Annotated in this window: 12 protein-coding genes; 7 read left to right on the top strand and 5 right to left on the bottom strand. The window is 73.7% G+C overall.

The genetic code is table 11. From position 1 onward, the window contains the following. Positions 1–57 precede the first annotated feature (57 nt). From DSM112329_RS07140 to DSM112329_RS07120, 5 genes are all read left to right on the top strand, one after another. On the top strand, positions 58–1983 hold the full coding sequence (locus DSM112329_RS07140) for a hypothetical protein (RefSeq protein ID WP_354701117.1): 1926 nt from the start codon (positions 58–60) through the stop codon (positions 1981–1983). Between the two features lie 135 nt (positions 1984–2118). Continuing rightward, positions 2119–2946, top strand: coding sequence for an SDR family NAD(P)-dependent oxidoreductase (locus tag DSM112329_RS07135; RefSeq protein WP_354701116.1), 828 nt, complete (start codon positions 2119–2121; stop codon positions 2944–2946). Positions 2947–3055: 109 nt separating this feature from the next. Continuing rightward, positions 3056–4147 carry a hypothetical protein gene (locus DSM112329_RS07130; protein WP_354701115.1) on the top strand — a complete coding sequence of 364 codons (1092 nt, stop codon included), beginning with the start codon at positions 3056–3058 and terminating at the stop codon, positions 4145–4147. A 63-nt stretch (positions 4148–4210) separates the two neighbouring features. Then, on the top strand, positions 4211–4681 hold the full coding sequence (locus DSM112329_RS07125) for a GNAT family N-acetyltransferase (RefSeq protein WP_354701114.1): 471 nt from the start codon (positions 4211–4213) through the stop codon (positions 4679–4681). A 54-nt stretch (positions 4682–4735) separates the two neighbouring features. Next, the gene (locus DSM112329_RS07120) at positions 4736–5107 is read left to right on the top strand and encodes a cupin domain-containing protein (RefSeq protein WP_354701113.1); all 372 of its coding nucleotides are present in this window, start codon (positions 4736–4738) and stop codon (positions 5105–5107) included. Between the two features lie 97 nt (positions 5108–5204). Here DSM112329_RS07120 and DSM112329_RS07115 read toward each other — a convergent pair whose 3' ends face one another. The 4 genes from DSM112329_RS07115 to DSM112329_RS07100 all read right to left on the bottom strand — a co-directional run bounded on the left by DSM112329_RS07115 (position 5205) and on the right by DSM112329_RS07100 (position 10296). Then, the gene (locus tag DSM112329_RS07115) at positions 5205–6845 is read right to left on the bottom strand and encodes a PQQ-dependent sugar dehydrogenase (protein WP_354701112.1); all 1641 of its coding nucleotides are present in this window, start codon (positions 6843–6845) and stop codon (positions 5205–5207) included. A gap of 2 nt (positions 6846–6847) precedes the next feature. Beyond that, positions 6848–7636 (bottom strand): lysophospholipid acyltransferase family protein, encoded by a 789-nt coding sequence (locus DSM112329_RS07110; protein WP_354701111.1) that lies wholly within the window; start codon positions 7634–7636, stop codon positions 6848–6850. Between the two features lie 71 nt (positions 7637–7707). Next, positions 7708–9186: a glycerol kinase GlpK gene (glpK, locus tag DSM112329_RS07105; RefSeq protein WP_354701110.1), complete on the bottom strand. Its 1479-nt coding sequence runs from the start codon at positions 9184–9186 to the stop codon at positions 7708–7710. A 420-nt stretch (positions 9187–9606) separates the two neighbouring features. After that, positions 9607–10296, bottom strand: a complete 690-nt coding sequence (locus DSM112329_RS07100; protein WP_354701109.1) for a glycosyltransferase family 2 protein — start codon at positions 10294–10296, stop codon at positions 9607–9609. A gap of 84 nt (positions 10297–10380) precedes the next feature. Between DSM112329_RS07100 and DSM112329_RS07095 the strand changes: the two genes are divergently transcribed. Continuing rightward, positions 10381–10596, top strand: coding sequence for an acetyl-CoA carboxylase biotin carboxyl carrier protein subunit (locus DSM112329_RS07095; RefSeq protein WP_354701108.1), 216 nt, complete (start codon positions 10381–10383; stop codon positions 10594–10596). A gap of 67 nt (positions 10597–10663) precedes the next feature. Continuing rightward, the gene (locus DSM112329_RS07090) at positions 10664–11455 is read left to right on the top strand and encodes an enoyl-CoA hydratase-related protein (protein WP_354701107.1); all 792 of its coding nucleotides are present in this window, start codon (positions 10664–10666) and stop codon (positions 11453–11455) included. A 63-nt stretch (positions 11456–11518) separates the two neighbouring features. Here the strand turns inward: DSM112329_RS07090 and DSM112329_RS07085 are convergent, their stop codons facing one another. Then, positions 11519–13093 carry a PLP-dependent aminotransferase family protein gene (locus DSM112329_RS07085; protein WP_354701106.1) on the bottom strand — a complete coding sequence of 525 codons (1575 nt, stop codon included), beginning with the start codon at positions 13091–13093 and terminating at the stop codon, positions 11519–11521. Between the last annotated feature and the right edge of the window lie 18 nt (positions 13094–13111).

Raw genomic sequence — 13111 nt, 5'->3', positions numbered from 1 at the left:
GGGATCCGTGTTCGTTCCTGCATGACGCCCGGCCCCCGCCCGGTACGTTCGCATCCGATGCGTCGTGCGCTCCTGCCCGCCCTGCTGATCGCCCTGGCCGGCACGGCCGTCGCCGCCGCCCCGGCGGCCGCCGCGATCAGCGCCTCGACGGTGACCGCCCCGGCCGACGAGCTGCGCATCACGAGCACCGACGCCACCACCACCGTCCCGGTCAGCGGCACGGCCACCGGCGGCACCACCGGCGAGACGCTGACCTTCCTGTGCTTCTCGCGCCGGGGAGTCGCGACCGCCGTGGGCGCTGCGACACTCACGACCGGCGGCGGCTTCACCGGCACCGCCAAGGTCGCCGACCTCCGCGGGCCCTGCGTCCTGCGCGCCGTCCCGGCCGGCTTCGCGCCGTCGATCGACGCCGCGGGGGCGTTCACGGGACCGCTGATTGTCGTCGAGGCCGAGCGCACCCGCACAACGGGCGACGTCACGATCGGCTTCGACGACTGGCGCCAGCAGTCGTCGGCCGGGGTCGGGATCTGCTCGCTCGGCGCCACCGGACTCTGCTCCGCCGGCCGGTTCTTCGACCGTGCCGGCCGCATCAGCACCGAGCCGGTCTTCAGCGGCGGCGGGTGGATCGGCGCGTCGACCGCCGACCGCTCCTCCGTCCAGGTCGACGGCGTCAACGCCTACCCGACCGCCCGCGCCGCCCTCGGATCCGGCAAGCCGGGGTTGCTGGGCCTGACCCGGACGACGACACGCGATCCGGGCGGGACCGTGACCACGGTCGAGACGAACCCGCTGCTCAGGTGCAGCGCCGGCAGCGTCCCGACCGACGCCGCCTGCACCGCCTACGTCGACACCGGGGTCCGCTACGAGCGGACGACGATCGTGGCCCCCGACGGCACGACCGTCGAGCAGCGCGACGCCGCGCTCGCGACCGACGGCCGGCCGCACAGGCTGTCCGTCCACCTCGGCCAGACCACGCTCGTCGCGGTCGGCGTCACCCCGGCGCTGCGCTTCGGCTGGATCCCCGGCGACACCCTGAGCACCCGCCTGGGCGGCACCGAGCTCGGAGGCCCGACCAGCGGACCCGCGACGATCTTCGTCCGGGCGAACGCCGCCGCGCTCGACGACGACCCCGTCTACGCGCAGGGCGCCGTCACCTTCGACCGCCCGCCGGCGTCCGTCCGCATCACGGCCCCGAACGACCTGCTGGTGCGCTTCCCCGACATGACGGTCCCGGCTGCGGGCCGGGCCGAGGTCGTCCGCTCCACGTTCGTCCTTACGCGCACCGCCGCCGACGCCGCCGTGCGCGCGGCCGCGATCGAGGACGCCGCCGTCAAGCCGGTGGTGACGTTCAGCACGCCGGCCGCCGGGGCCGTCGTCCTCACCCCCACCGTCACGGTCACCGGACGCGCGAGCGACAACGGCGGCCTCGCGTCGCTCACGGTCGCCGGAGTGCCGGCGGCCGTCAGCTCCACGGGCAGGTTCAGCGTGCCCGTCCCGATGCAGAAGGGCGCCAACACGGTGACCGCCGTCGCCGTCGACCGGGCCGGGAACATCACCACGGCGACGCTGAAGCTCACCTACCGCGACCGGCTCGCGCCGACCGTCAGCGCGCTCTACCTGACCCCGCGCGTGTGGCGGGTCGGGCGGCCGACGCAGGTCCGCTTCAACGCCGGCGAGGCGGGCACCATGCGGCTCACGGCGTCCCGGCCGGCCGGCGGCCGGATCCGCGCCGGAGCGTGCGTGGCGCCGACGCCCGCGCTGCGGCGCCAGGGCGCGCGGGTCTGCATCCGCTACGTGAAGCTCGCGACGATCGTCGAGCCGCGCCGCGCCGGCGCCGTCACCGCGACCATCGGACCGAAGATCGGCGGCCGGACGCTGAAGCCGGGCCGCGTGCAGCTGCGCGTGACGATGACGGACTACGCGAACAACGTCTCGAAGGCGCGGACGCACGACACGACGCTCCGCGCGGCGCTGCCGGGCTGAGCGACGGAGGCCTGCGGCGACGCCCCACCGCGGGCCGCGCTGCCGCGAGAACCTGAATAGGATTCACCCGGTGCGCCCGCCGCCTCTGCGCGGGCCGCTCGTTCCCGACGTTCACGACATACAGGAGAGACGCTCATGGGAGTCCTCGACGGCAAGGTGGCAATCGTCACCGGCAGCGCCCGCGGCATCGGCCGGGCAACCGCAGAACTGCTCAGCGAACAGGGCGCCAAGGTCGTCATCAACGACCTCGACGGCGACGTCGCAGCGCAGACCGCGTCCGAGATCGCCGGGGAGACCGCCGTCTTCGCAGGCGACCTGACCAAGGGCGACGCCCCGGACAAGCTCATCGCCACCGCGATCGACGCCTGGGGCCAGATCGACATCATCGTCAACAACGCGGGCTACACCCTCGACGCGCCGATCCACAAGATGAGCGACGACTGGTGGGACAAGATGATCGCCATCCACACCACCGTCCCGTTCAAGGTCCTTCGCGCCGCCGCGCCGCACCTGCGCGAGCCCGCCAAGAAGGAGAAGGAGGAGGGCGTCGAGAACTTCCGCAAGGTCGTCAACGTCGCCTCGATCTCGGGCACGATGGGCAACGCCGGCCAGGCAAACTACTCGGCCGCGAAGAACGGCGTCGTCGGCCTGACGAAGACCCTCGCCAAGGAGTGGGGCCAGTTCAAGATCAACTGCAACGCGGTGGCGTTCGGCTTCGTCGACACGCGCCTCACGCAGTCCAAGGTGGACGACAACACGATGGAGATCGACGGCGAGAAGGTCCAGCTCGGCATCCCGGACCAGATGCGCGCGATGGCGTCGATGATGATCCCGCTCGGCCGCCCGGCGACGCCCCAGGAGGCCGCCGGCGGCGTGTTCTTCCTGTGCTCCCCGTACTCGAACTACGTCCATGGCCAGGTCCTGAACGTCTCCGGTGGCGTGTTCACCGGGATGATGTCGTGAACGTCGGCCCCTAGGGGCCCGACGTTCATCGGGGAATGGCCCAGGGGGCCATTCCCCGCTTCGGGCCCCGCCGGTTGCGGAGGCGGGGACGGCGTTCTACGCTCGGCCGATGCGGTCTGCATCGCAGCCACGTCGCCGCACTGTGAGCTTCGCCTCGGCGGCCGTGGTCGCCGGTGCCTTCGCCACCGTGCCGGTCGGCGGGGCGCGGGCCGCGGTCCCGGCCGGCAACCTGCTCCAGAACCCCGGCGCCGAGAGCGGCACCGCCGGCGAGCTCACCGGCTGGACGACGAGCAACGAGTTCCGGGCCGAGCGGTACGGCGCGCCGTTCTTCCCGAGCGTCGCGGTCGGCAGCGCGTTCGGCGGCGGGACGCGCTTCTTCGCCGGCGGCGGCGCGGCGAACGCGGCGGTGAGCGCGGCCACGCAGACCGTCGACGTGACCTCCGCCGGGGCCGAGATCGACGCGGGCGGCGTGTCGGCGGACCTCAGCGCCTACCTCGGCGGCATCGACGACGAGGGTGACCACGCGGCCGTGACCGCCGAGTACCTCGCCGGCACCACCGTGCTCGGCGGCCCGCTCACGGTGGGCCCGGTGACCCGGGCCGATCGCGGCGACCAGACGGCGTTCCTGCCACGGATCAGGGGCGGCGCCGTCCCCGCCGGGACCCGCCAGATCCGCGTGACGATCACGGTCACGCGGACGTTCGGCTCCTACTCCGACGGCTACGCGGACAACCTGTCGCTGACGCTCAGCGGGGGCCTCACCCCCACCCCCACCCCGACACCGACGCCGACGCCGAGCCCGGCACCCACGCCGGCACCGACACCGACACCGAGCCCGACCCCCACCACACCCGGGACCGTCACCACCCCCACGACGACGACACCCGAGCCGCCGGTCACGCCGACGCCGCCGGCCGTCCCGGGACGCGTCCAGAAGGGCTCGATCAAGGGGATCAAGAGCCCCGGACGGAGGATCCTGGGCAAGATCAGCGTCACCGGGCGGACGTGCAGGAGCGGCCGCAGGGTCGTCGTCAAGAAGGGCACCAAGACGGTCGGCAGCGGGCGGACCAAGGCGAACGGCTCGTTCAACATCAAGACCAAGAAGCACAAGAAGGGCAAGCTCACGGTCAGGATCGCCAGGCGCACCACCGCCGGCACCACGTGCGCCGCTATCTCCAAGAAGGTCCCGGGCCGGAACTGACCGGACAACGCGGCGCGGCAGCCTGCGCCGGCCCGGCCCGCGCGCACCTGGGACGCTCGCAGCATGAGCTTCACGATCGCCCGCGTCACCCAAGGTGACCTGCCGGAGCTGCTCGTCCTGGTGCGCGGGTACTGCGCGTTCTACGAGCGGTCCGCCGGTATCGCGCAGCCGTCCGACGAAGCGCTGCTGGCCCTGAGCCACGCGCTCTTGGCCGACCCCGACCGCAGCGGCGTCCAGCTGCTGGCGTGGTCCGTCGAGGACGGGACGCCGCTCGGGTTCGCCACGATCTACTGGACCTGGTCGACGCTCGCGGCCGCCCGGGTCGCGGTGATGAACGACCTCTACGTCGACCCGGCGGCCCGCGGCTCGGGCCTGGCCGATGCGCTCATCGCGGCCTGCCGCGACGAGGCCCGCGCCCATGGCGCGGTCAAGCTGTCGTGGTCGACCGCCCTGGACAACCACCGCGCGCAGAAGGTCTACGACCGCGTCGGCGGCGCGCGGTCGCAGTGGCTGGACTACGACCTGCCCGTGTGACGACGGCGGTGGCCCGGTCTACGATCGGACGACAAGCCAACGAGGAGGCCCGCCGTGAAGGTCGTCAAGCCCGCCGCAGACCACGAGGTCCCGCGCGGCGTCGTCGGGGGCGCCGAGATCTCGGACGTCACCGCCGGCGCGAAGGACATCTACCTGGGGATCTTCCGCGTCGACCCGTCCGCCCGCTCGCGGCCGCACTACCACGCGTCCTGCGAGTCGGCGGTCTACATGCTGCGGGGCGAGCTCGAGATCCAGTGGGGGGACGGCCTCGAGCACACGACCACGCTGGTCCCCGGGGACATGGCGTACGTCCCGCCGCAGGAGACGCACGTGCTGCACAACCGGTCGGCGGACATCCCTGCCGAGTACGTGGTCGCGCGCAACGCCGCGAACGAGGAGTCGATCGAGGTGACCTGGTCGGGGTAGTCGGTTCGGCCTCGCCCAGGGGCTCGGCCGAACCGACTACCCCTGCGAGAAGCTCGCCTGCGGCTCGCTTCTCGCGCCCCTTCGCGGACAGGCCGAGTCAGCGCCGGACGCGGACCGTGAGGGTCCGCGTCGTGGCGTTGCCCGCCACGTCGGTCGCGCGGACGCTCAGCCGCACGCTGACCGTCCGGCCCGCCCGCAGCGCGGGCGCGAGCAGCCGGATCCCGAAGCGACTGACCCGCACCGCGAGCCGCGCGCTCACGCCGGCGTCGAGCGTCCGCGTCACGCTCTTCAGGCCGCCCTTGCGAGTCGTGCCGCCGGTCACGATCCGGCCGGTCACCCGGACGGTGCAGCGCTCGTCGCAGCGGACGGACGTGGCGACCTGGCCGCTCCGCGTCGGACGCTGCGCCCCCGGGCGTGCCGGGAGCGTGACCCGCGGGGCCCTGGTGTCCGGAGCCCCGCCCGTGCCCGTCCCGCCGCCGGGGGTGGTCCCGCCGCCGGGCGTCGTCCCCCCGCCGCCACCGCCCGCAGGGGCCGTCCCCGGCACCTGCTCGAGGCGGTAGAGCGCGCCGTCCTGGCTCGCGACGTGGATGCGGCCGGCCGCGTCCTCACCGAAGGTGGTCGTGCGGGAGAGCGTCGTCAGGCCCGGGACCGGCGCGTCACCGGTGGCCACGCCGCCGGCGATCTTCACCGAGTGGATCTGGTTCTTGCAGTAGTCGGAGTACAGGTACCGCCCCAGCAGGTCGGGCACGGCGGGGTCGCGGACGACATAGCCGCCCGTGATCGAGCACCAGCCGTCCGCGTGGGACTGCTCGAGCACCGGGAACGCGAAGCCGGCCGGCGCCGGGCTGCCGATCGCGGCGCCGCCCGGGTAGGCGTGCAGGCCCTCGTACCGGCCCCAGCCGTAGTTCAGGCCGCGGCCGGTCCCGCCGGGCGCGTCGATCTCCTCGTAGCGGGCCTGGCCGACGTCCCCGATGTAAAGGTCGCCATTGGCGCGGTCGAACGAGAAGCGGAACGGGTTGCGCAGGCCGTACGCCCAGACGTCCTGCGCGGGCGCGGGGAACGGGTTGCCCGCAGCGGTCGCGTAGCCACGCCCGGGTGAGACGTCCAGGCGCAGCAGCTTGGCCAGGCGCGCGTCCTTGTTCACGCCACCGGCGACCGTCGGCGTGCTCGTCAGGTCCTGGCCGTTGCCCGCAGGGTCGCCGCCGCTGCCGCCGTCCCCGGTCCCGGCGTAGAGCATCCCGTCCGGGCCGAACTGCAGCTGACCGCCGTTGTGGTTCGCCTGCCGGTCGTGCGGGATCGACAGCAGCAGCTCGAACGTCGACTCGTCGGCCGTGCCCGCCGAGGTCGCGACGTAGCGCGCGATCGTGATGGCGTGCGTCCCGCGCGCGGTGAAGTAGACGTAGAAGCGGCGGGTGACGGCGAAGTCGGGCGCGAACGCCAGGCCGAGCAGCCCGCGCTCGCCGTAGGCCCCGGGCTGGGCGGCGCTGATACGGCCACTCAGGTCGAGGAAGGTCGACGCGACCCCGTCCTTCAGCACCTTGATGACGCCGCCCTGCTCGACGACGTAGAGCCGGGACGGGTCGTCCGGCGCGGCGGCGATCGAGACCGGCGTGGCGGCCGTCCCCACCTGCACCAGCTGCACGGCCGCGGGCGCGCTCGCCGGGAGCGCGGCGGTGGCGGCGACGACGGCGGCCACCGCCGTGCCCAGGACCCCGCGGATCCGGGCACCGCGCGTCATGGTCAGACCGCCGCGGGGGTGCGCCGGCGGGCGCGCCGCTCGGCGCGGACGGTCGCGGCGACGGCGTCAGCGCCCTCCGTGTCGAGGCGGCCGTAAAGCGCGCGGATCTCGGTGAAGACCTCGTCGGCGACCGCCTGGTGCTGCGAGCGGTCGGTGTCCGGGACCGCCTCGTAGCGGAACGGCTCGCCGAACTGGACGGTGATCTTCGGAAACTGCAGGCGCTTCCAGTTGCGGACCTTCGCCGAGCCGTGGATGGCGACCGGGACGATCGTGGCACCGCTCGTCAGCGCCAGCCGGCCGATGCCGGGCTTGGCGCTGTCGGCCAGGACGCCCGAGCGCGAGCGGCCGCCCTCGCAGTACATGCAGACCACGCCGCCGTCCTCGAGGATCGTCTCCGCGGTGATGAAGACCTCCTCGTCGCGCACGCCGCGCCGGACGGGGAAGACGCCGCCCGGCGAGTAGATGTAGACCATCGGCGGCGAGAACAGCTGCGACTTGGCCATGAACCGCAGCTTGCGGCGGGTGAACGCGCCGCACAGGAAGTGGTCCATGAACGAGAAGTGGTTCGGCGCGAGGATCACCGGGCCGGACTGCGGGATGTTGTGCGAGCCGATCGATCGCGCCCGCAGGAAGGTGTACGCGTAGAGCGAGGTCGCCATCCGGACCAGCTCGTAGACCCAGTTGGGCTTCTCGTTGCGGGCTCGCGCGTGGTACCGGTCGAAGAACTCCTTCGGACGCGGGTCCTTGTAGACCTGGTCCTTCATCTTCACGAGCTTCTGGTCCGCCGCCATGGTCCGCTGGATCCTACGCCTCCCCTGCGTTCGCGGGCGCGCTCCCTGACAGGCTGTCGAGGTGGGCCGGCCTACGCCTGCACCCAGCCCCGCGAGCGCTGGACGGCCCGCTGCCAGTCGGCCAGCAGCGCGTCCCGTTCGTCGTCGCCCATCGCCGGCTCGTAGCGCGTCCGCTCGCGCCAGCTCGTGACGATGTGCTGCTGCGAGAACACGCCCGCGCCCACCCCCGCCAGCAGCGCGGCGCCCAGGGCCGTCGTCTCGTGGACCTCCGGCACGACCACCGGCACGCCGAGCATGTCCGCCTGGAACTGCATCAGCCACGCGTTGGCGGTCGCGCCACCATCGGCCTTCAGCTCGGTCAGCGGCGTCTCGGACGCGCGCTCCATCGCGCGGACCGCGTCGACCGTCTGGTAGGCGATCGCCTCGAGCGTCGCCCGGACGATGTGCGCGCGGCCCGTCCCCCGGGTCAGCCCGACGATCGTCCCGCGGGCGTACGGGTCCCAGTGCGGCGAGCCGAGGCCCGTCAGCGCCGGGACGAGGTAGACGCCGTCGTTCGAGTCGAGCGACTTCGCCATCGCCTCCGTGTCGGACGCGCGCTCGATGATCTGCAGCCCGTCACGCAGCCACTGCACGGCCGCCCCCGTGACGAAGATCGCGGCCTCCAGCGCGTAGACCGTCCGCTGGCCGATGCCCCAGGCGACCGTGGTGAGCAGGCCGGGCGGCGTCGGCGGCGGGGTCGTCCCGGCGTTCATCAGGACGAACGAGCCCGTGCCGTAGGTGTTCTTGCCCATCCCCGGGTCCAGGCAGGCCTGCCCGTACAGCGCGGCCTGCTGGTCGCCCGCGATGCCGGCGACCGGCACCGCATGGCCGTGGAGGGTGTCGGCGGTCGTCGTGCCGAACGTCCCGATCGACGGCAGGACGGTCGGCAGCGCCTTCATCGGCACGCCGAGCATCGCGCAGAGCTCGTCGTCCCACGCGCCCTTCGTGATGTCGTAGAGCAGGGTGCGGGACGCGTTGGACTGGTCGGTGACGTGCTCGCCGGTGAGCTTGAACGTCAGCCAGCTGTCGATCGTCCCGAAGACGGCCCGCCCCTCGGCGGCCTTCTGCGCGAGGCCGTCGACGTTCTGCAGCAGCCACTCGATCTTGGTGCCCGAGAAGTACGGGTCGAGCATGAGGCCGGTCCGCGTGCGGACCATCGCCTCGTGGCCCTGGCGTCGCAGGTCGTCGCAGCGGCCGGCGGTGCGCCGGTCCTGCCAGACCAGCGCGTGGTGGAGCGGCTCGCCGGTCGACGGGTCCCAGACGCAGACCGTCTCGCGCTGGTTCGTGATGCCGACCGCGAGCAGCTCGCCGACCGCGACGCCGGCGTCGTCCAGGGCCTCGCCGGCCACCGCGCTCGTCACGTCCCAGATCTCGGCGGCGTCGTGCTCGACCCATCCGGGCTTCGGGAAGTGCTGCGTGAACTCCCGGTAGGCGCGGCCCTGGAGCTCTCCGTCGGTGTCGAAGACCAGGCAGGTCGAGCCCGTGGTCCCCTGGTCGATGGCGAGGATCATCCGGCGAGACTACCCGCGGACCCAGTTCTTTAAAGCCCGAAGGCCCCGGGGTCAACGGGGCCTTCGGATACGGCATTGGTGGGTCGGCCGGGGCCAGTTCGCCGACGGGGCTGTCCCGTCCTCGTCAGCGGATCCCCTCAGCCCCGGCCTTCCCCACCGGTAATGGCGGTGTCACACGCGGGAGAAACACGCCCGGCCAGAGGCCGGACCGCCATGTCACCTGGGCACTGGGTCAAGGCGACCAGGTGACGGATCTGCACGGCACGAGAGGCTGCGGCGTCGCAGGAGGAGACGGTGCTGGCCCCTCGCTGTGTTGCCGTGCAGAACATGAACGGCAATCTACGGCGGTGGCGCTCGGCCCCCCACCGACAGGCGGTCGGAAGTTGTCCCGGCCTTTTCGCCCCGATGTCGAGCGCCCCCTCAGCGACGGCTGATCTCGACCAGGACGAAGTCCTTGAGCTGCCTGCCGCGGTGGAGAAATCCCTGCAAAGTGCGGCCTGTCGCGCGATGCGTGAGGTCGAGCTCTACCTCACCGACCGTGAAGCCGCCCCGGGCCGCGTCCACCGTCATCCCGATCTCCATGCCGAAACGCGGCGCGAACGGGACGACCACCGGCAGGACCTCCCCGCGCATCGCGCGCTGCCCGCTGATCGGCGCATCGAGCTCCAGTCCGCACAGCCGGCGGATCGCGCCGCGCGCGTAGCCGACGGCGAAGCCGAAGCCGCCCCCGACCTTACGGGCGAACGAGGCGACGGCGAGGTCGCAGTCCCCGGCCCGCACCGCGTCCACCAGCGCCGGGAGCTGGTGCGCGGTCGCCGCCAGGTCCCCGTCGCAGAGCAGGACCACCGGCGGGTCGTCGACGAGCACGGCCGGCAGCACCCTGCGCGCCGCCAGCGTCGCCACCCCGCCCTTGCCGATGTTCTTCTCCGCGCGCACGAGCTCCACGCCGGCGGCAGCCGCAACGGCGGGCGTGTCGTCGGTCGAGTGGTCGTCGGCGACGATGATCCGCGCGCCCGGGAAGGCGTCGCGCAGCGCAGCGACGGTGGCGGTCAGGCGGTCGCCCTCGTTGTAGGCGGTGACGATGGCGATGACGTCGGGGGTGGCGTCCATGGGGGCGGGTATCGTCGCACCCCCGGCGGTCCGCGGCCACGGCCGCGCCCGGTCACCCGTCACAACCCTGAAGGAGACACAACGATGCCCGACGTCGAGGCGCACATCACCGGCACCGTGTGGAAGGTCGAGGTCAAGGTCGGGGACCTGGTCGCGGAGGGCGACACCGTCGTCATCCTCGAGTCGATGAAGATGGAGATGCCGGTCGAGGTCGAGGACGACGGCGGCACGGTGAAGGAGATCCTCTGCGAGGAGGGCCAGGCCGTGAACGAGGGCGACACCCTCGTCGTGCTGGAGTAGCTCGCCCGTCGGACGCCGTCCTCGGGCCGCGGGACGCCGGGGCCGGGGTCGCAGTACCGTCCCGCCGATGCCCGGGCAGCTGAAGGTCGACGAGCCGGCGGACGGGGTCCGGCGGCTCACCATCTCCAACCCGACTAAGCGCAACGCGCTGGATCACCCGATCCTCGACGCGATCGCCGCCGCCGTGCAGGCCGCGGACGCCGACGGCGTGCGGGCGCTGCTCCTGACCGGCGAGGACGGCATGTTCTCCTCGGGATACGACATCGGCGACATCCCGGCCGACGTCTTCCCGCAGGAGGCCGAGAAGCTCGTCGCGCATCCCTTCACCGGTGCGCTCGACGCGCTCGACGCATGCGACGTGCCGGTGGTCGCAGCGCTCCCCGGTCACACGATCGGCGGCGGCCTGGAGCTGGCGCTGGGCTGCGACCTGCGGATCGCGGCGGACGACATCAAGCTCGGCATGCCGCCGGCCAAGCTCGGCCTCGTCTATTCCCACACCGGCCTGCGGCGCTTCATCGACGCGGTCGGCGTCGCGCGCACCCGCGAGCTGTTCCTGCTCGGCTCCTACATCGACGCCCCGCGCGCCGAGGCCTGGGGGCTGGTGAACCGCGTCGTGCCGGCGGGCGACCTGCCCGCCGCGGGCTTGGAGTGGGCCGAGCAGCTGGCAGCCGGCGCGCCCCTCAGCGTGCGCGGGAACAAGCAGGTCATCCGTGCGTTGCTGGCGGCCGAGGGGGACGTCGCCGCCGACGTCGCGGCCGAGCTGATCGACCTGCGCAAGGCCTGCTTCGTCAGCGACGACTTCCGCGAGGGCGTGTCCGCGTTCGCCGAGAAGCGCCGCCCACAGTGGCAGGGCCGCTGACGGTCCCCTGCGATCGAACGTCGGTTTCCCCACGCGTGGACGCGGGAGAATCGACGTTCGGCGTCAGGTGAGCGCTGACAGGGCGACCGCCAGGCGGCGGATGCCCTCGCGGATCGCCGCCGGCGGGAACGCCCCGTAGCCGACGACCACCGACGACGCCTCGGCCGGCGGATCCGCCCGCCAGCCCGACAGCGGGTAGACGCGGACTCCCGCCTCGTGGCCGGCGAGCTCCAGCGCCGCCGGGTCCAGCGCCGCCGGCAGAGCCACCAGCGCGTGCAGCCCGGCCGCGATCCCGCGGACCTCGGCCCCGGGGAGCCATTCCCCCACCGCGGCGACCAGCGCATCGCGGCGATCGCGCTGGTGGCGCCGGGCGGCGCGCACGTGCCGGTCGTACGCGCCCGAGGCGATGAAGCGCGCCAGCGCCGCCTGCTCGAGCACCGGCGAGCCGCCGTCCGTCATCCGCTTGGCCTGCACGACCGCGGCGAGCCGGTCCTCGGGGACGACGAGGAAGCCCAGCCGCAGCCCCGGCGCGAGCGTCTTGCTCACCGACCCGAGGTAGACCACCTGCCCCGGCGCGAGCCCCTGCATGGCGGGGACCGGCGCGCGGTCGTAGCGGTACTCGGCGTCGTAGTCGTCCTCGACGATCAGCCCGCCGGTCGCCTGCGCCCAGCGGGCGAGCGCGGCTCGCCGGCCGGCGGCGAGGATGACGCCCGTCGGCATCTGGTGCGCCGGCGTCAGGAGCGCGGCGACGACATCGGCGTGGGCGACGGCCTCGTCGCGGACCCCGAGCCCGTCGACCGGAACCGGGACGACCTCGGCCCCGGCGGCGTCCAGGACCAGGCGGTGCTCGGGCAGGTACGGGTCCTCGACGGCCATGCGTGGCCGGCCCCCGCCCCGCTCGGCCCGCAGCACGGCCACGATCAGCCCGAGGGCCTGCACCACGCCCTGGCAGACCACGATCTGGCCGGGCCGGCACACCACGCCTCGGGTCCGGGCGAGCTGCGCCGCCAGCACCTCCCGAAGCTCGCGCAGGCCGCGGGGGTCGCCGTAGCCGAACGCGCTGTCGGGGAGCTCCTTCAGCGCATCGCGGACCGCGCGGCCCCAGGCCGCGCGCGGGAAGCCCGCCAGGTCCGGGTGCCCGGGGAAGAAGTCGTAGGGCACCGGGACACTGGCGGCGGCCGGGATCGCCGCGCGCGCCGCTCGCGCGCCGTCGGCTCCCGCGCCGGGTCCGGACCGGCCGCCCTCGCCCCCGCGGCCGCCCTCGGCGCCGCGCTCGCCGCCACCCCCGTGCTCGCCCCCGCCGTGCTCGCCGCCAACCCGGCCCGGGCCTCGGCCGACGAGCGGCACCGGGGTGTCCGGCAGCCGCTGCCGGACGAACGTCCCGGCCCCGACGCGCGCCTGCAGCCAGCCCTCGGCGACCAGCTGCTCGTAGGCACCGACGACGAGCCGGCGCGAGACCCCGAGGTCGCGCGCCAGCGTGCGGGACGGCGGGACGCGCGCCCCCGGGGCGAGGCGGCCGAGTCGGATCGCGTCGCGCAGGGCGTGCTCGACCTGAGGACCGAGCGGCCCGCGATCGCGAACCGGTGCCCGGAGCAGGAGCTCCGAGCCCGACGAGTGATTGGTCCCCTGAACTGGCACCGGATTGGACCTTCCCAG

This window comes from Paraconexibacter sp. AEG42_29 (genome assembly GCF_040581415.1).
Lineage (GTDB): Bacteria > Actinomycetota > Thermoleophilia > Solirubrobacterales > Solirubrobacteraceae > Paraconexibacter.
The sequence above is the reverse complement of the archived record's forward strand: the minus strand, read 5'-3'. Positions and strand labels throughout refer to the sequence as shown.